Genomic DNA, 20,155 nt, shown 5'->3' with positions numbered 1-20,155 from the left:
GAGCCACCCAGCGGGCTTCCCGTGGGCGACAAAGTCACTGTTTCCGGGGGATTGTGAACATGGCACGAATCATGCTGCTAGCTGAGTACCCGCGCTGCTAAAGCGCGGGCTGTTACAGCTGTAAAGTTACCATCCAGGGCACTGGCGCCCTCTCCCCCGCGGCCTGGCCCGGGGTAGAGAGGGTGCCTTTTTTGGGTTTTGTCAGGAACAATACGTGGATCAGGCAGTGGTAAAACAACGTGATCGCGTCGCCGGTAGTGAAGTGGCGGTAGATTACACGCCAAGATTCACCACCGGCACCGAGCTCAATTCGCAGACAGGAGAATGAAATGACACCTCAGCAAATCAGCCTGGTAAAGAGCAGTTGGGCACAGGTCGCCCCGATATCGCAACAGGCGGCGGCGCTTTTCTACGGCAGGCTGTTCGAACTCGAGCCGAAATACAAGGCCCTGTTCAAGGGCGATATGAAGTCACAGGGCAAGATGCTGATGTCCATGCTCAATACCGCAGTGGCGTCACTGGATCGACTGGACACCATCGTCCCCGCCGTTCAGCAACTTGGCCAGCGCCACGTTGGCTACGGCGTAAAGGAAGATGACTACGACACGGTGGGCGCTGCCCTGTTGTGGACCCTGGGCCAGGGGCTCGGAGACGCCTTCACCGAAGAGGTGGAAGAAGCGTGGACCATCGCCTACACCACCCTGGCTGATGTGATGATCGAGGCCAGCCGGGACGTCGCCGCCTGATTGCGGGACCAGGATACCTGCCATGTGGCGCGGCGAACTCTCATGCAGGCGTGTGCGTCGCGATTTAGCGTATGCGCCCGCCAATGGAGATGCTGGTCCTCACATGCGGTCCGTGGCCACCGTAATAACCGCCGTAGCCGCTGGAGATACCGATGCTCCCGTAAATATTCGGATCTGAGCAGCCGCTCAGGCTCGCCGTCAGGCAAGCCAGGGCGGCGGCCAGACAATAGCGTAGCAGCGTTTGTTTCATTACCAGGCCTCCCCGGCGACGCTCACCGTCTGCTGCGGCCATGTCTGTAATGCAATACCGGCGCCTGAGGGTCCGGCGATCAATGCCACCGACCCGCCACCCTGCAAACGCCCGGTTGCCGGTACCAGTACCCGACCGCCCAGTTGTTCAACGCGGGAAAGGATCTGCTCGAGGGCACTCTGATTGTCTACGCTGACATAACTGACCCAGTGCGACGGCAGTTCCGGTATCGGTTTGTTGCGGATCCCTGCCCGCGGGCGACCGGCAGATTCGAGCAGGTGGTAATCGACGGTTTGCGTGCCAATCTGCATGGCCCGGGTTTCCTGTTGATAGGGCGCCAGGCCGGCGTAAAAACCGCTTGCACTGGCCGCATCAGCCGTCCACAACTCGTTCCACAGGAAGTTGCCTGCGCCCTCCGGAGCCTCTGTGTCTCCCGGGTCACGCCCATCGGTCTGCAACAGCGCCAGCACCGCCTGCTGGGGATCTGCAACGACGGCTATACGGCCTCGTTCGCCGAGTGAGGTAGGCGGCGTGAAAACAGTACCGCCCCGGGTACGAAAATACTCAGTCGCTGCTGTCACATCCGCCACAGCCAGCACGGCAACCCACTGGGAAATATCTACCTGCGCGGGCAGCCGGGTCTGGTCGACCATACCGCCAATCGCGGTGCCGCGGTGATAAATCATCTCATAGTTGACCCCACCGGGAAGCGGGCGAAACTCCCAGCCAAATAACTGCCGGTAAAATTCGCGTGTTTGCGCCGGCGTATCGGTAATCAGGTCATGCCAGACAAATTTACCCGGCAGGTCGGCGCCCTCTTCATCGGCAGCCAGTGACGGGATATCAACCCGGGTGGCAGCGCAGGCCACCGTTAGCGCGACAACAGCGCTGGCTAGCAGTACAAGTTTCAATGCTTTCATAAGATAGCTCCGCAAGTGCTGGTCCCGAGATCAGGCTCCCGACAGCTGGTGCCTGCTGGTGGTTGATAGGTGCGTCAATCCGCCACTTCAGCAGCCAGGGTTGGGCGGTAACAGTGTAGCTTCCTGCTATCACAAAACACAGTCCCCGGTGTCGTCGGGGCTGGCGATCGCACTCGCCGGTGAATTCAGTCGGCGAGTAAATTTGGGGTCAGAGTAAAAACTCAGCGCTCGGACATTCCATTCATTCTGATTCCAAATTGAGTTTTTACTCTGACCCCAAAAATTATGACCCCAAAAATTACCAAAAATTACGTGGAGCCAGAGTGAACAGACTGTCCCAACGCTGAGTTTTTACTCTGACCCCAAATATGGGAAGGGGGTCGTTTTCGTTCGGGTAGTGCTATAGTCAGCTCTTCAACGGACGGAAGATCAGATGGCAACCTTTTTCACCGAGCTCAAGCGCCGCCACGTTTTCAAAGTCGCCGCAGCCTATGTGGTGACCGGATGGATTGTCGCCCAGGCAGCGGAGTTTCTGCTGGAGAGCTTCACTGCCCCCGAATGGATTCTGCAGGCGCTGATCATTGTGCTCGCTCTGGGCTTCCCGATTGCTATCGTGCTGGCCTGGGCATTCGAACTGACACCCGACGGGGTGCAGCGCGACAGTGCCGATGAGGAGCAGACCCTGGCCGAAATTACCGGTCTACCGGCAGAACTGGCCGTAGAAATCCCCGGGCAGTCCATTGCCGTCCTGCCTTTTGCGGATATGTCACCCGACCGTGACCAGGAATACTTTTCCGACGGCCTGACCGAGGAGTTGCTCAACCTGCTGGCCAAGGTGCCGGGCCTGCATGTCGCCTCGCGTACATCGGCCTTTTCCTTCAAGGGCAGGCAGGAGGATATTCGCGAGATAGCAGAGAAGCTGCGGGTCAGGCATGTTCTGGAAGGCAGCGTGCGCAAGGCCGGCGATCAGCTGCGCATCACCGCCCAGCTGATAAAGGCGCAGGACGGCTATCACCTGTGGTCGGAAAACTACGATCGTTCCATGGCAAACGTCTTTGCCATCCAGGATGAAATCGCCCGGGCGGTGGTCGAATCGCTCAAGCCTCAGCTGCTGGACAAAATCCCGGTAGCCCGGGAGACCAGTTCCGAGGCTTATAATCTTTATCTGCAGGCGCTGCACTGTAAGCGCCAGCGCACCCCTGACTCGCTCAACCAGGCAATGGATTACCTCGAGCAGGCAGTGGACATCGATCCTGACTACGCACCGGCATGGGCACTGTTGTCATTGGTCTACGCCCTGCGCGGTGGCTCGGCCCAGGCCGGCTGGGAAGAAGGTGTTGCAGCCAGTCGCAAGGCGCTCGAGCGCGCCCTGGAGCTGGATTCCGAACACGCCGGGGGCTGGATCAGCCAGAGCCAGCTCAGGAGTTATTACGAATGGGACTGGGCGGGCGCGCACAGCGACCTGGAAAGAGCCAGGGCACTCGCCCCCGACAACAGCGATGTCTACGTGGCAGAAGCGCGCCTGGCGCGCAGCGAGGGGCGGCTGGAGGATTCTGTCGCGTTCTGTGACCAGGCCATTGCCCTTGACCCCCTCAACCAGGACGCACGCAGTGACCGGGCCCGCGCGCTCTACTACCTGGGAAAGCTGGACGAATCAGAGGCGGCCTTTCATTCGCTGATGGCCCTGAACGCCAATCATCACAACGCCTTCTGCTTCCTGTGCCGGATCCAGGCCGCCCGCGGCGAGGTGGACGAGGCCCTGCAGGAGCAGCGGACAGCGAATATCCACTTCTGGACCGACTTCAACTGGCTGTTGATTGCCTACCAACACCGCCGCTCCGAAGAATGCGAGGCCAAACTCGCCCGGTTTATTGCCGCGAATGGCGAAGACGGTGCCTTCCAGATCGCCGAAATTTTTGCCGCAGCGGGAGAAGCCGACTCCGCCTTCAAGTGGCTGGAAACCGCGGTGCGACGGCGAGACCCCGGGCTTACCGACGAGCTGCTGTCAACGGAAACGCTGCGGAGCCTGCACAACGACCCCCGCTGGGAGCCGCTGGTGGAGAAGCTGGGTTTGCTGGAGGCTTACCGACGCATGCCGGTGCGGGAGTCATGGCCGGATCTGGACTGACTGGACATCATTAGAAAACAACCTCAAACCCATGCCATCGTCGCCAGACGGCAACGATCAGCGGCGCATGACTTTGCTCTGTACGATGCGGAATCGCGAGGTCACAAAAGCCAGGTCGGCCAGGCAGGCGTTACCCGCGGGGTTGAGCCCGGTGACATGGTAATCCGAATAGGCCGCGGCGAAGTTGATCGGCATCCCGTGCAGGTTCACCGCCACTGAAGCACCGGCCCCGTGATAGGCCTCCACTGCCGCGTCGATAAAAGCCTCGTCTACCGAATACACATGAGAGGTAATGGCCCCGCACTCCCGGGCGTTGGCGGTGGCATCGGCCAGGCATTGCTCCGCCGAGTCGTTGGCAATGATGAAGGACACGGGACCAAACACCTCTTTACGGTAGAGTTCACGATCGCTGTTTGTCGCCGCAATCACCAGCGGCGAAGCGGTGCGCGCATCAGGAAACTCTGCATAGTGGAGAGGTGCGGAATCCCTGAGGATGCGGTCGCCGGCCAACTCGCGATAGCGGGCGACATTCTGGCTAACCGAGGGATCGAACAGGGTACCGCAGAGCGTCGCCGACCGCCGGGGCTCCGCCAGCCAGCCGTCCACCGCCTCGCAAATTGCACCCTGGACCTCTGTCAGTGACACTCGTTCACCGCCAACCCGGACGCCATCGGCGGGCACATGAATATTCTGCACACTGGTGCACATCTGCGCCGAGGCCTGGCACAGGGAATGGGCGATGGCCCGGGCGGTGGCCGCCAGGTCGTCAGTGGACTCCAGCACCACCGAGTTGCAGCCGGCGGTTTCGGTATACACCTGTTTGCCGGAAAAGTTCTGCTCGAGGTAGCTGCCAAAACGCGGGCTGCCGGTGAAATCGATAATCGCAGTGTCCGGGTGCTCCACCAGCGCCAGGGCCAGCGGTACTTCGCGACTGTCCGCCGCCAGGGTCACCAGATTGGGATCAAACCCCGCCTCGGCCAGCACCTCGCGGCACACCCTGGCCACCATCGCCACCGGCAGCGTAGCGGCGGGGTGCGGCTTGAGCACCACCGGGTTCCCCGTTGCCAGTGACGCGCACAGGGCCGGGTAGGTATTCCACAGGGGAAAGGTGGCACAGCAGATAACGACAGAAACGCCCCGCGGCACCAGCCGGTAGTGCTTGTCGAGGCAGGCGGCGCCATCGCCACCGAAGCTGCGCTCCCAACGGGCCGTGGCCGGCACATCGGCCATCGCCTTGTAGGCATAGGCCAGCGCTTCCAGCCCGCGGTCCAGGGCGTTGGCCCCGCTGCCGGCAAAGGCCATCACATAGGACTGACCCGAAGTGTGCATGGTGGCATGGGCATTGGCGAACAGTTGCTCGCCGCAGCGGTGCAGCATCTCCAGGCACACCCCCACCCGCTGCTGCGGGGTGGCGGCAGCCCAGGCCGGGCGACCCTCGGCGATGGCTGCAAACAGTGCCGCTGGATCGAGTTGCTCGTAGCGAACACCCAGAGCCTGCCCGGTGTAGGGCGATACTTCCTCACCCACCCAACCGCACGCCCCCGGCTGGGACAATACAAACTCGTTTGCCAGCATCGCCTCGAAGTCGGCACGGCCGGCGGCGGGCTTTTCCTCACCGTGAATTTTGGTACTGGGGTTTTCCGGCCAACCGCTCCATGAGTAACGCCTGGCGCAGGCATCCAGGGCTTTATCCAGGAGGGGGCGGTGTTCAGAGAACCAGTCAGTCATCGGCAATTACCCATCAGTCACAGGGGCGGGATGACGGCGCGGCGCAGCCTTGTTATGGATGGCGTTGGCATTATCGGTTGTCAGGAGCCTGTCGCCGAGTACTCAGCCACATTGTGAATGGAAAAGCCCACCTCGTCGGGGCGCACTTCGTCGTCGCATTGATCGCAGACCACCTGGCCATGCAATGGCTGCTTGCAGGTCGCATGGATCAGCTTCATCGGCGGACCGGCACCAGTCGGGTCGCACCAGCGGTCACCCCAATGCAGCAAGGTGAGAAACCAGGGGAACAGATCCCAACCCTTCCCGGTCAGGTGATAGGCGTGACGCAGCGGACGCTGCTGGTACGGTCGCGTTTCGAATATGCCCTCCTCCACCAGGAAGCGCATGCGGTCCGACAGGATATTGGTGGCCACCGGCAGTTCCCGGTGAAATTCATCAAAGCGGTGGAGGTCGTGGAAGGCCAGCGCGATAAGGTTGGCTGTCCAGCGATCGCCCACCAGGTTAATGAGGTTGCGGTAGACCTGCCGCTCGCTGGGGACCTCATGCGCGGACACCGACGAGCGCCGGCGCACTTTTTTCCCGCGCACGTCCTGCTGCGCGCCGGGGCCGGGCAGGTAACTCACCTCGCGCCCATCCACAGCCTGCTGACAACAACCACAAACCATTAGCGGTACAAAGGACTTACCGCAGTTACGGTGCACCAGCCTTACCGCCTGGATTTCAGGGGTATCGAAGTGACGGTCTTCCCACACCACCGCCATCAGGGCGTTGTGGTAAAGGTCTACCGACTTGCGCGTCAGGTGGTAGCGCGGATACCGCGTGCTGCCGCGCCGTCGCAGGCAGTCGTGATCCTGCAGCCACTTCAGGCGGTTGGACAGCACCCCGCGGGAAATACCGGTTTCCTGCAGCAGGCCGCCGAAGGAATTCACCCCCCAGAATACCTCCTGCAGAATCAGCAGGCACCATTTGTCCCCTATCTGGTCTAGCGCCCGATTAATCGAGCTGGCGCGGGTTGTCAGTTCAGTCATACCACCACCGGGCTATCGCAAGGGGCCATTGTGCCCAAAGCCGGCTCATAATTCATGCCGGCGACCGGGATAGAGGTCTTCTCCTCGCGCCCAGGTAGCGTGAAACCCGAAGGGAACCCGCTGCGGCATGCACACCCGGGCGACAGGTCCCACTTCGATATCAGTGGCGTCAAACACCAGGCAGTGTGACTGCCAATCCTTACTGTCGGTCACCAGGGTGATGACGTAGCCATCGTCTTCCCGGTCCTTGGCCGTGGCGCCGCGACGCGGCGCATACACCGCCTCGCTGCCGAATACGCCGGGACCGTAGTCCCACTGCCAGCGGCGGCCGGTCTCGTTGTCGTACTTGACCAGCCCGGTAAAGCGCAGGGTGTAACCGCCTTCGTGGTGCAGGGGAATGCGCTGGTGATAGGCGTAACGGCCCTTGATACCCATATAGAGCGGGTTGGTCTTGTTGAATTCGGTATTGAGGTCATCGATATCGCCCTCGCGAACCTCACCGGTGCGCAGGTTGAAGGCCCAGCGATAATTATTGGCCTCCAGGCGCATATAGGCCAGCATCGAGGCAAGCTCGCCCTCCCCGGGCTGTGAATCCGGCATCGGGTTGGTGGAGCGACAGCCGTCCATGACCAGCCACTCGTCCTCCTCCCAGCAATTGCTGGTGTGCAGGATGTAGCCCGGCTCACACTCGAACCAGCGCACCTCGCTGCCCGCCCCGTGGCGCGGAATCACCCCGAAACGAATCGGGATATCGCGATGGAATGTCAGCACCCGATAACCGTGACGGCGCAGTATGTCCATGTCATGAAAGAAGGGCAGATCGTGCAACACCGTGTAATTGCGGCTCACGCCGATATCGTGGGGCAGGCGCGGTCCGGGCAGGTCGATAGCGACTTCGTGCAACATCCGGCCACTGGCGTCGGCGACACCGTAGGTCATGTAGGGAGGCTCGTTGCCATAGTCGAAAAACAGCAGCTCCCCGGTGTGAACATCCACCTTGGAGTGGGCCGACATGCGCCGCTTGTCACGACCCTGTAACTCAAAATAGCCGCGGGTACCCAGGTCGTGAGCGTCCACCCTGTAAGGATGGCCGGCGTTATACCACAGGCTCATCAGGGAGCCGTCGTAAAAAAACACATCGGTATTGGAGGTGTCCTTGATACCAAAGGGGGACAGTTCGTAGTCGAAGGGTCCCATCACCCCGGGGGATATCGAGCGCCCGTCACGCAACTCGTTATTGCGCGCCAGCGTATCGACATAGCGATTGCGGTAGCGGGCCCTGCCCTGGTGAAAATAAACGCCGTGCATCATGCCGTCGCCATCGAACGGGTGATAGCGGTTCTTCGGCTCAAAGCGCGGGTTGGGGCCATTGCGAAAGTAGGCACCGCACAGGTCCAGGGGCAGCTCGCCTTCCACCTGCAGTTCCCCCACATCCATCTCGGTGCTCACCGGTGCATACACCCCGTGCAGGTAGGGATTGTCGTGGCCATAAATCCACGGCTGGGTGTTATCGAACTCGGCAACGCGACCCAGGCACTGCTCGACAGAGGGGTATTCGGTCATGCGACTCAGGGGCTGCATAGCTGGTTCTCCCATGGTTGGCGGCCTGGCGACCCACAGGGATGGGTCTTCAGGCACTTCGCCCTGATAGTCCTGTTACATGCTTGCGTAACAAGACTAACCCATATAGTCTATTTGTGAAAGCAACAGAGCCAAGAAACTCGATGCGTATTCCAGAACCCACCCTCGCTGGTTTTCCGCCATTGCTGCTCTCGCCCGGGCGGCAGTCACACCGTTGTGGCGGTTGAGCACCGACCTGCCGCCACGTCTCCGCAGTGGCGGATACCCGGGCAAGGAACCAACCCATGACAGCTACTGCCGATTACTCCCTGTCGCGACTGCGCATTCCCGCCTTCCAGGCGCCGATGTTCCTGCAATCGGGCCCGGACATGGTCATTGCCGCCTGCAAGTCGGGCATGGTGGGCAGCTTCCCCTCCCTCAATGCCCGCACCGTGGCACAGTTGGAGCAGTGGCTGCAGCGTATAAGCGGCGAGCTGGACCCGGCAGCAGACGCCCCCTGGGCCATCAACCTGATGATGCACCGCTCCAACGCCCGCCGCGACGAGGACCTGGCGCTGGCAGTTAAATACCGCGCCCCCATCGTCATCTCTGCCCTGGGCAGCCCCCGGGATGCCGTGGAGGCGGCGCACAGCTATGGCGGCAGCCTCTATGCTGACGTTATCACCGTCTCCTTTGCCCGCAAGGCCATCGCCGCCGGTGTGGACGGACTGGTCCTGGTGGCCGCCGGCGCCGGTGGCCACACCGGGCAACTCTCCGGTTTTGCCTTCGTCGAAGAAGTGCGCCGTTTCTGGGACGGTCCCATTGTGCTCGGCGGCGGTATTTCCTCGGGCCGGGCGGTGCGAGCAGCAAAGGTGCTGGGAGCCACCTACGCCTATCTCGGTACGCGATTTATCGCCACCGACGAAAGCATGGCCGTGGCCGAATACAAGCAGATGCTCCTCGCCTCCAGTAGCGAGGACATCATCTGCTCCGACGCCCTGACCGGGGTCAAGGCAAACTGGTTGCGCGGCAGTCTTGAACAGGCTGGTTATGACCCACAGAACATGCCCCGGCCCGGCGATATCGATATCACCCGTTCCGTCGGTGACCGCAAACGCTGGCGTGACGTGTGGGCAGCTGGCCAGGGTGCCGGCGCCATTGATGACATCCTGCCGGTCGCTGAGCTGGTCGATCGGCTGGTAAACGAATATAGGGCAGCCTGCGAGGAATAACGCAATGAGAACCAGCTCCCCTGAACGTATCCGTGAAATGACCGAGCGAGGGTTCTGGGGTCACGACACCCTGCACAGCCTGCTGGCCGGTTGCGCCGAATCCCACGGCGACAGACTCGCCGTCGCCGACCCGCCCAATAAGGCGGAGCTTTGCGGGATCCCCCCCCGGCGTCTGGATTTCAGCACCCTGCAACACTTCAGCGGCCGACTGGCCAGTGAACTGCTCGGCTGCGGGGTCAGGTCGGGTGACCGATTGCTGGTGCAGTTGCCCAATATCAGCGAACTGGTGGCTCTGTATTACGCCTGCAGCCGGATCGGCGCCATTATCTCCCCCATCCCGGTACAGTACGCCCCCCACGAGATACAGCAATTCGCCGCCGCGCTGAGCCCGGTCGCCTTTATCGGCCTGGCCGATTTTCGCGGAGACAAGCTCTGCGCCCGTGCCGCCGAAACGCTCCCTGACCTGCCCGTATGGATACTCGGCGAAACGATTGGCGCCGGGGACCCGGCGGCGGAATTTGACCGGGAGCGGCTTAGCGATCAGCAGAGCCGCCACCCCCCGGATGCCAACGATATCGTCACCATTTGCTGGACCTCTGGCACCACGGGCGCGCCCAAGGGCGTGCCGCGCTCCCACAACATGTGGATAGCCATCGCCCGTAACACCATGGAAGCCGGCGACTACCGGGAGGGCGAGATTCTGCTGGCGCCCTTCCCGCTGATCAATATGGCCGCCATCGGTGGCTTCCTGTTTCCGTCGGCCCTGCTGGGAGCCAGCCTCGTACTTCACCACCCCATGGACCCGCCGCTTTACCTGCAACAACTGCAGGACGAAGGAGCCACCTTTACCATCGCGCCGCCGGCCCTGCTCAACCATCTCGCCCACCAGCCCGCGCTGTGGCAACAGGGCGACTTCAGTTCGCTGCGCGCTTTCGGCTCCGGTTCTGTGCCCCTGTCCCCGGCAATGATCGAGACGGTGGAGGGGGATTACGGCAAGAGCATCATCAACTTTTACGGCTCCAACGAGGGCATCAGCCTGTTCTCAACCCCGGCCACGGCGCCGGAACCGGAATATCGTGCCGCCCTCTTCCCGCGCCTTGGTGTACCGGGCATGCCCTGGCAGGGTCAGGCCCACGCCAGCACGGTGACCCGGGTCATTGACCCCGACACCGGCCGGGAGATTACCGAGGCCGGCGTCCCCGGCGAACTGTGTATCAGCGGACCCGCCGTCTTCGACGGTTACCTGGGCCACGACGGCACCGGGGTGTTCACCGAAGACGGCCTGTTCCGCACCGGCGACCTGGTAGAGATTGCCGGTGATCCCCCCAACTACTACCGTATCGTGGGGCGCTGCAAGGACATTATCAATCGCGGCGGGATGAAGATTTCTCCCGCCGACCTGGACACCGTGCTGGAGGGCCATCCGGACCTGGCCGAAGTGGCCGTCTGCGCCTATGCCGATCCCATGCTGGGCGAAAAAATCTGCGCCTGCGTGGTGCCCGCAGCGGGAGCCGAGCCGCCAACCCTGGAAGCGCTCGGTCAGTGGCTGCTGGAACGGGGCGTCGCCAAATTCAAACTGCCCGAGCGTATCAAAGTCCTTAACGCACTGCCGCGCAACCCCCTGGGCAAAGTCGTCCGCAGCGAGCTGCAAACACTGATCGAAAAGGAACCTTCTTCATGAGTGGCATTTACATCCTGGGCGGGGCGCAAACCGATTTCGCCCGCAACTGGGCCCGCGAAGGTCTGGAAATCTACGATATGTTCCGCGAAGCACTAAGCGCAGGGATCGACAACGCGGGTATTGAACCGGAACAGATTGAAGTCGGCCACGTGGGCAATTTTGTCGCCGACCTGTTCGCCCGGCAGGGTCAGCTCAACGGCTTTTTTGCCGAGGTCTACCCACAGCTTTGCGGCATCCCCACCTCCCGGCACGAGGCTGCCTGCGCTTCCGGTTCCATGGCCATACTCGCCGCCATGCGCGATATCGAGGCGGGGCACTATCGCTGTGCCACGGTTGTCGGGCTGGAGCTGATGCGTAACGTCAGCGGCCAGACCGGTGCCGAGCACCTGGGCGCAGCCGCCTGGACCGGTCACGAGGCCACCGACTGCCAGTTCCCCTGGCCGGCCATGTTCGACCGCATCACCCGCGAATACGAGGCACGTCACGGCATCGACGGCGCTCACCTGCTGCAGATCGCCGAAAACAACTTCGCCAATGCCAAACGCAATCCCCTCGCCCAGACCCGTGACTGGCAGTTTCCTCCGGGCTGCTTCAGCGCTGACGACGAACTCAACCCTGTCATTGAGGGCCGGGTCCGCAAGCTGGACTGCGGCCAGATTACCGACGGTGCCGTCTGCATCATCCTCGCCGATGAAAAAATCGCCGGAGAGCACGCCCGGGCCCGCGGCCTCTCGCTGGCGGATATTCCACGGATAAAGGGCTGGGGACATCGCTGCGCACCGATTTCGCTGGAACACAAGCTACAGCTCAGCGCAGGCCAGCCATTGCTGTTTCCCCATGTGGCTGACATGTTTGGCGATGCCCTGCGCAGGGCCGGCTTCAACGCGGTAACCGAGCTCGACGGCCTGGAAACCCACGACTGTTTTTCGGTCACCGAATACATGGCCATAGATCACAGCGGACTGACGGCGCCCGGGGAAAGCTGGAAAGCGGTCGAGGAAGGCCGCATAGCGACCACCGGGGATTTTCCCATCAACCCCAGCGGCGGACTGATTGGCCTGGGTCACCCGGTAGGAGCCACCGGGGTCCGTATGGCACTGGACTGTGCCCAGCAGGTCAGTGGCCACGCCGGGGGCTGCCAGATTAAAGGGGCACGTAATATGGCCACCTTCAATCTCGGCGGCAGCGCCACCACCTGTGCCAGCCTGGTTATCGGAGTCGACGCATGAGAGACGCTTTTATCTACGACGCCATCCGCTCCCCCCGGGGCCGCGCCAAAGACACCGGCGGCCTGCATGAACTGACACCCCAGGCCCTGCTGCAACAGCTCTACAACGCGCTCGTAGAACGCACCGGGCTGGATCCCGCCTGTGTCGGCGAGGTCGTTCTCGGCTGCGCCACCCAGCACGGCGAACAGGCGGGCAATATTGCCAAAAGCTCGACCCTGTACGCCGGCTGGCCCAGCAGTGTGCCGGGCATGACCATCAATCGCTACTGCTCCTCCGGCATCGACAGCGTCGCCCTGGCGGCGCTGAAAGTACAGGCGGGACAGGTCGACAGGGCGCTCGGTGGTGGCGTTGAAATGATGTCGCGGGTGCCGATGCTGGCGGACGACGCGCGGGTGTTCAAAGACCCGGCCTTCGCCGCCCGTTGCCAGATGCTGATGATGGGCAACGGTGCCGACCTGGTGGCAACGCTGCACGACGTCAGCCGCGAGCAGGCCGATGCCCTGGCCGCCAGCAGCCAGCAGCGTGCTGCCCAGGCCCGCGAAGCGGGTTACTTCACATCCATCGTGCCGATCACCCGCGGCGACGGCAGCCAGTGTACGCGGGATGAATGTATTCGACCGGACACCACCGCAACGGGACTCGCCGCCATGGAACCGGCCTTCGCCAAGGCCGGGGCCATGGGCGTGGACCACTATCAACTGGCACGGCACCGGAACCTGTCCGCCATCCGCCACATTCACACCGCAGGTAACTCCCCGGCCATGGCCGATGGCGCGGCACTGGTACTGGTGGCCGCCGAGGACGCCCTGGATACCCCGCCACGGGCACGCATCGTGGCCAGTAATAGCGTGGCTGCCGATCCCACCCAAGTGCTTTCGGGCTGCGTGGAGGCGGTTCGCGCCCTGTTGGCTCAGGAAAAACTCAGCACCGCCGATATCGATCTGTTCGAAATACACGAGGCCTTCGCTGCCATCTCGGTGATGGGGATGCGCAAACTCGATATTCCCGAGGACAGGCACAACGTCAACGGCGGGGTGATTGCCCTGGGACACCCCATGGGCGCCACCGGCTCAATGATGCTGGGCACACTGCTGGACGAGCTGGAACGGCGGGACCTGCAGCGTGGCGTCGTCTCCGCCGCCGGCGCGGCCGGCACCGGCAGCGCAATACTCATCGAACGTCTCGGCTGAGGCGGCCTCATCACTCCCCCTCGCCACCGGGAGTAGTTAAGGAAACACGGTCTCACCGCGACCGGGCGCGATGCTCCGGGCCAGGTCCGCAGCGAGGGCGAAGGCATTGCTGGCATGGGGAATGCTATCCGAACTCCACACCTCTGAGATACCGGCCGCCCTCAGGACCTCCAAAGCATCGCCAACGAACAGGGCGTGAGTCACAAGGACATCCACCCGTGCCGCGCCGGCATCCAGCAGCGCCCTTGCCGCTGCGGCCAGGGTACGACCGGTGCTCGCCATATCGTCCACCAGCACCGCGTGCAGGTCGGTGTAATCCCGTGGCGGCAGTCTGACGTCCACCTCACGGTCACCGTGCCTGGTTTTGCTCGCCACCGCGTAAGCGAGCCCGGCACCCCGGGCGACGGTACTGACCCACTGTTCAGATTCCTGGTCCGGCCCAACCAGCAGCGCCTCCGCTTTGCGCCCAGTGAGAAACTGGCCCATGGCAGGGGCGGCACTCAGGGCGAAGGCCCGCTTCACCGGCACCGCCTGTGCGAGGTCATGCACCCGGTGAAGATGGGGATCCACGGTGACCAGGGTGTCGAAGAGATCGGCCAGGAAGCGCCCGACGATGCGTTGGCTCACCGCCTCACCGGGATGAAAAGCCTTGTCCTGACGCATGTAGCACAGATAAGGGGCGACGAGTGTCACCTCACGGGCGCCAAGCGTCCGTGCGGACTCCGTGGCGAGCATCAGTTCCAGCAGTTTCTCGTTGGGGTAGTGGAGACTGCGAAAGAGCACGACATGCTCAGGCAGCTGGGGCGGCAGGCATACCCGGCTCTCTCCATCCGGAAAGCGATGCACCTCGATACCGGCATGGGGCACACCCAGTGCCGCCGCCAGCTCGGTAGCCTGTTTGTTCGAATCGGTAAATCCCAGTACTAACATCAGAACTCCGCATAGATCTCCGGGACCAGATCCGGTGCGCCCAGTTGGTACCCGTTGTCACTGTCAACCAGGTTGCCGGCAAAACGAAAATCCGCCGGAAAACTTGCATGCACGCGATATAGCGTTTCGCCTTTTTCCACCCGGTCGCCGAGCTTCCGCAGCAGGTCGACTCCGGCACCCTTGTCCATAGGTGCGCCGGCCATGCGGGCGATGCGCGCCATCTGGTAATTATCAATGTCGATCACTGTGCCTGCGGTCTCAGCTTTAACCTCCCTGACCAGTGACCCGGGTTCGAAGCGCTGTTGCTGCGCACCCTGCGCCGCGACGATGCGCTCCATTTTTTTCAGGGCGCGACCTGAATCGAGGATGTCGCGAGCTATGTCGAAGCCGTCACCGCCACGCACGTCTGGATCGAACTCGATCACACGGCCGGCCAATCGCAAGGCTTTCTGGCGCAGGTCAGCGGGGGCATCGGGATCGTTTCTCAGTACCTGCATGACATCGCGGGCCTCGAGCACCGGTCCAATGCCCCGGCCCACGGGCTGCCGGCCATCCGTGACGATCACCTGAACGAACAGGCCAAGGCAATCCGCCACATACTCGAACAACTTGCGCAGCGCCAGCGCGTCACGCATGTGCCTGACCTTTGCGCTTCTGCCGACGGGAATATCGATAACCAGGTGAGTTGATCCCGCCGCAATCTTCTTGGCCAGGATCGATGCCACCATCTGGCCCTGGTAATCGAGCCCGAGGGGGCGTTCAACGGAAATCAGGATGTCGTCGACCGGGGCCAGGTTGGCGGTCCCTCCCCAGATCAGGGCACCGCGTTCCTGTTGCACAACCGCATGGAGTTGCTCGGGTGTCAACTCGACCGAGGCGAGTACCTCCATCGTATCGGCGGTTCCCGACGGCGAGGTAATGGCGCGGCTCGAGGTTTTGGGGATCAGCAGGCCGTGGGCCGCCACTATGGGGACCACCAGCATGGAGGTGCGGTTCCCGGGCAATCCGCCGACGCAATGCTTGTCCGCCACCAGGTCACCGGGCCACTGCAGGCGGTCGCCCTGGGCGACCATGGCCCGGGTGAGATTCATGACCTCGTCGCGATCCAGTCCTGTCTGCCCTGAAGCCACGAGGAAGGCGGCGATTTCCATCTTGGCATAGCGGCGATCAGCGATATCCCGGGTGATGGCGAGGTATTCCCCCGCATCCAGGCGTTCGCCCTCGATTTTGCGTCGCACCGCATCCATGGATGCGGGCGGCTCGGCGTGACGAACACGCACCGGCGCTCCGCTGTTGAGGCCCAGAGCGGCAAATGCCTCCTCCGAGAGCCCCAGTTCATCGGATCCCACCAGTGCCTCGTCATCGACGACGTTCAGCACCGCCAGGATGTACTGGTCGTTCTCACCGCAAATTTCTACCTTGGCCAGCGCCTGGAAACCCTCTGCCCGGTAGATTTCGCACTGCCGGTGCAGGTAGGCGACGTTCTCGTGGTAGGTATCGATACCCACCCGCCGTAGCCTCAGGGTACCAGTGCCAGTGGCGTTTTTCGGCTTGTTTCGCTTCGTTGCCATAGTCCGGTGGCGCCTGAATAAATAGGATGATTTGAGTCTAACTGTCCCGGGCCGCTTCGGCCAGTTCGCCGCGGCGCGCTGCCGGGAGGTAAAGCGTTCGCTGCCAACTGCACTGAATGGTTGGCGCCCTGATTATCGTGCAACCTGATTGCCGGGCACTGCGGCGACCTCCCCCGGCAGCCCAGTGCCCGAATTCGCTCCATGCAAGAGCACTGTCAGCGACTGCATATGTCATGTTTGCAACGCAGAGGCTATAGTATCCGGCGACAATTTTTCCGGCAGTGAGACCCATCATGAACTACAACACCCTGCGCTACGAAGTGGCTGACGACATACTCACCCTGACCCTGGATCGTCCCGAGCACCTGAACGCCTTTACCGTGGAGATGGCCAACGAGCTGATCGACGCTTTTAACCGCGCCAGCGACGATGACGACATCCGGGCAATCGTTGTGACCGGCGCGGGCCGGGCCTTTTGCGCCGGCATGGACCTGACTGCAAAAGGCAACGTGTTTGGCCTCGACGAGGCGCTGCAGCCGACCATGGAGGACATGCAACAACGCCTCGACGATCCCGACATCATAGCGGGTGTGCGCGATACCGGCGGACGGGTCACCCTGGCGATCTATGACTGCAGAAAACCGGTCATTGCCGCCATTAACGGTGCGGCGGTCGGCATCGGCGCCACCATGACCTGCGCCATGGATATTCGCCTGGCATCGGAACACGCTCGCATCGGCTTTGTATTCAATAAAATCGGCATCACGCCTGAAGCCTGCTCCACCTGGTTCCTGCCGCGTATCGTCGGCATGTCACAGGCGCTGGAGTGGTGTTACACGGGCGACATCCTCGACGCAGAAGAGGCCCTCGCCGGTGGCTACGTCAAGGCAGTGTTACCGGCGGACCAGCTGCTGGAAGAAGCCTACCGGATAGCCCGCCGTATTGCCGGACACAGTCCGGTGGCCATCGCCCTGACCCGCCAGATGATGTACCGCAACGCCGCCCAGCCGCATCCCGTGGAGGCCCACAAGGTCGATTCACTGGCCATTTATTATTGCAGCCAGAAAAGCGGCAAGGAGGGCGTCGCCGCTTTCCTGGAAAAACGTGCGCCGCAGTTTACCGATAAAACGTCCTGCGACATGCCCGCTTTCTACCCCTGGTGGTAGACCCGGAATAATCCTGGAGGACGCGTCAATATAGCGACCGGAAAGCAGCGATAGCCACGGGATTGAGTCCAAGCCGAAGGGGTATTAAGTTGTCGCCACCGCGGCCCTGGAGCAACGCAATAGACATAGCCGCCCGTTTTCTTCACACTGTCTGGCGGTGCCACCTGGAGACTTCATTTGCGCGCAAAACCGCGCGACAGTTATGGCCCGGACCGCGGAATACCGTGAAAAAATTATAAAAGAAAGGTGACTAATATGGCTTCCAGGCAGGCCCCTGCGGCGTCCGGCTCCTACACCGGACAGGGCTTCGGAACACCCGTCTATCGCAATTTCGTGCTGTATACGCTCACCCTCGTATACACCCTGAACTTTATCGATCGCGTGCTGATTGGTGTCGTCGCCCAGCCCATCATCGAGGAATTCCGGCTGCAGGACTGGCAGTTTGGTCTGCTGTCCGGCTTCGGTTTTGCACTGATGTATACACTGATGGGCATCCCGATAGCGCGACTTTCGGAGCACTATAACCGGGTACGGATTATCGCGGTCAGTGTCATCCTCTGGTCCGGCATGACGGCTCTCTGTGGTATCGCGAATGGTTTTCTCGCCCTCCTGGTGTTTCGCATCGGTGTGGGTATCGGTGAAGCCGGTTGCACCCCGCCGGCGAATTCCCTGATCGCCGACTACTTTCCTCCCCGCAGCCGCGCCAGGGCCCTGGCTACCTATGCCATGGGGATCACTATCGGTGGTGTGCTGGCCAATGCCTTCGGCGGTCCGGTGGCAGAAATGTTTTCCTGGCGGGAAGCCTTCCTCGTGCTGGGTCTGCCCGGGGTCGTTATCGGCCTCGCGGTACTGTTCGTGATCCGGGAGCCACCGCGTGGCTATGCCGACCCGCCCGGCACGCCCGAGGTGGATCGCCTTGGATTTCGCGAGACCGTGGCGGAACTCGCCAGCAAGCCGACGTTCTGGTTGAACGTCGGCGCCGCTGCACTGGTCGCTTTTGTGGGTTATGGCATGATCAACTTCCAGGCGGCATTTTTCCAGCGCGTACACGGCATGTCGGTGGCCGAGGTGGCCGTGGAAGTGGCCGTGCCCCTGGGGCTGGCAGCATCCTTTGGCGCCTTTGCCGCCGGCTACCTGACCGAGCGCATCAGCGGGCGCCATCCCAACGCGATCGCATGGCTGCCCGGCATCGGCCTGGTGGCCGCCGTGCCACTGTACATCCTCGGCCTGTCCGCCGACAGCGTGGGGCTCGCCCTGGGCCTGCTGCTTGTCGCCTCGGTACTGCATTACAGCTACCTCGGCGCCCAGTACACGATTTGCCAGGGCGTGGCGAGTACCCGCGCCCGGGCTACCGCCGTGGCCCTGTTCCTGTTTATCGTCAACCTGATCGGTTATGGCCTCGGGCCGCTGTGGGTGGGGCTTCTGAGTGACCTGCGGATGGATGCGCTGTTGCAGGCATCGCCCCACGCCGCGGAACTCAGTTTGCAGGCCTGTAAGGGTGCGGAGAGCGCCCTGCTCACCCAACTGGGTGAGGCGAAAGCCCAGGTATGTCTCGCGGCGAGCGCAGGGGGACTGCGCCAGTCACTCAGCTGGACCATCCTGGTCATGGGTGTGGCGGGAGCCGGATATCTGTTGATGTGCCGGGGCTTACAACGGGATCTGGTCAGCCGGATGCACTGAATCTCGGGGGCTACTTGATTGCCGCGGGCAACTCTCTATCTAGAAATACAGGTGGGCCTGCACAAAGAACTCATCCTCGTCCGGGAAAGGCAGGCCATCTGTTTGCTCGGCCCTGTAACCAGCGCGCAGCTGCGTGTGCGCCCAGGGAAAATATTCCCAGACGACGCTGGCGCGGTTCCTGTCACCACCGCGCTTGAAGTCCTGCCACTCCAGGGTCAATTTGAGGTTGTGGCCGCGAACAATCAACCAGTTGCTCTCGATCAGTGCCAGGTCCTGCTCTTCATCGGCAAAATCATCCACCTCATCCTCGATACGGTCGTACTCTGCCAGCCAGGTGAACGGTCCGGTATTAAATCCCGCCGTGATCCCTGCCAGCATGCGTTCTCCGCCGTCGAAGTCGTTCAGCCCCGCGTTGATACCCAACTGTCCAAATCGGCCTATCCAGTTCAGGCGTCCGAGGAAAAACTTGCCGTCATCTCTTTCGCCTCCTCCGCCGTTGCCGTTGGTTACGGACACCTGCGCCTGCCAACGGCTTCCGGTGTAACCGACCTCCAGACCGTTATCCGGTGAAAAGAAGTTGATCCCGGTGGCTTCCCGTATATAGGCGCTGTCATCCTCCAGCCGCCACCCATACGGCAGGAAAAATTTCCCCGCCTTGAAATACCACTTTTCCCCGGACACTCTCCCCCAGGTCTCCCTGTTCAACGACCCTCCCGGCGCCACCTGCTGGTCGACATAGAAGTCAACGACGCGATTGAGCCTGACCTGTCCGTAAAGGCTTACCCTGTCCGTTACAAATTCGAGATTTCCGTCCGCCTCATCCGATTCGAACTGCCGCGCACTGTACCGGGCATTTCCCCCGAGACGGATACCGTCCAGAACGTTCCACTCCGGTTCCCGCTCCTCTTTCAACAATGGCTGCACCGAAAGTACGTTCCGCCCATAGGCATAGCCAAAGGTATTGCGCATACCCCCGCCGCTACTGTTACTGTGGCAGGCATGGCAGGGCTGACCACTGCGTACGGCGATGTAGGGCTCCGCAACAACCCGCTCGCCGAATCCCCCGCAGAATATGCAGGCTGCCAGTGCCAGTACATGAGACCGGTGTAAACACAT

General features: G+C 62.1%; 16 protein-coding genes. 8 read left to right on the top strand and 8 right to left on the bottom strand.

Annotation, left to right across the window (positions count from 1 at the left end; genetic code table 11):
- Window positions 1–329: 329 nt before the first annotated feature.
- The gene (locus tag E2F43_RS07385) at window positions 330–746 is read left to right on the top strand and encodes a globin family protein (RefSeq protein ID WP_133211260.1); all 417 of its coding nucleotides are present in this window, start codon (window positions 330–332) and stop codon (window positions 744–746) included.
- Window positions 747–810: 64 nt separating this feature from the next.
- Here the strand turns inward: E2F43_RS07385 and E2F43_RS07380 are convergent, their stop codons facing one another.
- Window positions 811–996, bottom strand: coding sequence for a hypothetical protein (locus tag E2F43_RS07380; protein WP_133211258.1), 186 nt, complete (start codon window positions 994–996; stop codon window positions 811–813).
- Complete coding sequence (locus E2F43_RS07375; protein WP_133211256.1) at window positions 996–1,916, bottom strand: VOC family protein; 921 nt, start codon at window positions 1,914–1,916, stop codon at window positions 996–998. Before E2F43_RS07375 ends, E2F43_RS07380 begins: the two co-directional genes overlap by 1 nt.
- A 433-nt stretch (window positions 1,917–2,349) precedes the next feature.
- Here E2F43_RS07375 and E2F43_RS07370 point away from each other — a divergent pair, with 433 nt between their 5' ends.
- Window positions 2,350–4,044, top strand: coding sequence for a tetratricopeptide repeat protein (locus tag E2F43_RS07370; protein ID WP_133211254.1), 1,695 nt, complete (start codon window positions 2,350–2,352; stop codon window positions 4,042–4,044).
- A 57-nt stretch (window positions 4,045–4,101) separates the two neighbouring features.
- Here the strand turns inward: E2F43_RS07370 and paaN are convergent, their stop codons facing one another.
- From paaN to E2F43_RS07355, 3 genes are all read right to left on the bottom strand, one after another.
- The gene (gene paaN, locus E2F43_RS07365; protein ID WP_133211252.1) at window positions 4,102–5,772 is read right to left on the bottom strand and encodes a phenylacetic acid degradation protein PaaN; all 1,671 of its coding nucleotides are present in this window, start codon (window positions 5,770–5,772) and stop codon (window positions 4,102–4,104) included.
- Window positions 5,773–5,852: 80 nt separating this feature from the next.
- Complete coding sequence (locus tag E2F43_RS07360; protein ID WP_133211250.1) at window positions 5,853–6,800, bottom strand: winged helix-turn-helix transcriptional regulator; 948 nt, start codon at window positions 6,798–6,800, stop codon at window positions 5,853–5,855.
- Window positions 6,801–6,845: 45 nt separating this feature from the next.
- Window positions 6,846–8,381 (bottom strand): carotenoid oxygenase family protein, encoded by a 1,536-nt coding sequence (locus E2F43_RS07355; RefSeq protein WP_133211248.1) that lies wholly within the window; start codon window positions 8,379–8,381, stop codon window positions 6,846–6,848.
- Window positions 8,382–8,665: 284 nt separating this feature from the next.
- Between E2F43_RS07355 and E2F43_RS07350 the strand changes: the two genes are divergently transcribed.
- From E2F43_RS07350 to E2F43_RS07335, 4 genes are read left to right on the top strand one after another with little or no spacing between them, the layout of a single operon-like run.
- Window positions 8,666–9,592 (top strand): NAD(P)H-dependent flavin oxidoreductase, encoded by a 927-nt coding sequence (locus tag E2F43_RS07350; protein ID WP_133211246.1) that lies wholly within the window; start codon window positions 8,666–8,668, stop codon window positions 9,590–9,592.
- A 4-nt stretch (window positions 9,593–9,596) separates the two neighbouring features.
- The gene (locus E2F43_RS07345) at window positions 9,597–11,273 is read left to right on the top strand and encodes a class I adenylate-forming enzyme family protein (protein WP_133211244.1); all 1,677 of its coding nucleotides are present in this window, start codon (window positions 9,597–9,599) and stop codon (window positions 11,271–11,273) included.
- Window positions 11,270–12,502: an acetyl-CoA acetyltransferase gene (locus E2F43_RS07340; RefSeq protein WP_133211242.1), complete on the top strand. Its 1,233-nt coding sequence runs from the start codon at window positions 11,270–11,272 to the stop codon at window positions 12,500–12,502. The genes E2F43_RS07345 and E2F43_RS07340 overlap by 4 nt, the downstream gene beginning before the upstream one ends.
- The gene (locus E2F43_RS07335; protein WP_133211240.1) at window positions 12,499–13,692 is read left to right on the top strand and encodes an acetyl-CoA C-acyltransferase; all 1,194 of its coding nucleotides are present in this window, start codon (window positions 12,499–12,501) and stop codon (window positions 13,690–13,692) included. Before E2F43_RS07340 ends, E2F43_RS07335 begins: the two co-directional genes overlap by 4 nt.
- Before the next feature lie 36 nt (window positions 13,693–13,728).
- Here E2F43_RS07335 and E2F43_RS07330 read toward each other — a convergent pair whose 3' ends face one another.
- Window positions 13,729–14,622, bottom strand: coding sequence for a ribose-phosphate diphosphokinase (locus E2F43_RS07330; protein ID WP_133211238.1), 894 nt, complete (start codon window positions 14,620–14,622; stop codon window positions 13,729–13,731).
- The gene (locus tag E2F43_RS07325) at window positions 14,622–16,193 is read right to left on the bottom strand and encodes a thymidine phosphorylase family protein (protein WP_133211236.1); all 1,572 of its coding nucleotides are present in this window, start codon (window positions 16,191–16,193) and stop codon (window positions 14,622–14,624) included. The genes E2F43_RS07330 and E2F43_RS07325 overlap by 1 nt, the downstream gene beginning before the upstream one ends.
- Window positions 16,194–16,486: 293 nt before the next feature.
- Here E2F43_RS07325 and E2F43_RS07320 point away from each other — a divergent pair, with 293 nt between their 5' ends.
- Both E2F43_RS07320 and E2F43_RS07315 read left to right on the top strand, forming a co-directional pair.
- The gene (locus E2F43_RS07320) at window positions 16,487–17,359 is read left to right on the top strand and encodes a crotonase/enoyl-CoA hydratase family protein (RefSeq protein WP_133211234.1); all 873 of its coding nucleotides are present in this window, start codon (window positions 16,487–16,489) and stop codon (window positions 17,357–17,359) included.
- Between the two features lie 255 nt (window positions 17,360–17,614).
- Window positions 17,615–19,039: a spinster family MFS transporter gene (locus E2F43_RS07315; RefSeq protein WP_133211232.1), complete on the top strand. Its 1,425-nt coding sequence runs from the start codon at window positions 17,615–17,617 to the stop codon at window positions 19,037–19,039.
- A 39-nt stretch (window positions 19,040–19,078) separates the two neighbouring features.
- Here the strand turns inward: E2F43_RS07315 and E2F43_RS07310 are convergent, their stop codons facing one another.
- The gene (locus E2F43_RS07310; RefSeq protein WP_133211230.1) at window positions 19,079–20,155 is read right to left on the bottom strand and encodes a hypothetical protein; all 1,077 of its coding nucleotides are present in this window, start codon (window positions 20,153–20,155) and stop codon (window positions 19,079–19,081) included.

Origin of the sequence: Seongchinamella unica (assembly GCF_004354085.1) — a bacterium.
In the GTDB taxonomy this organism is placed as follows: Bacteria; Pseudomonadota; Gammaproteobacteria; order Pseudomonadales; family Halieaceae; genus Halioglobus; species Halioglobus unicus.
This window is presented reverse-complemented; position numbering and strand designations above follow the sequence as displayed.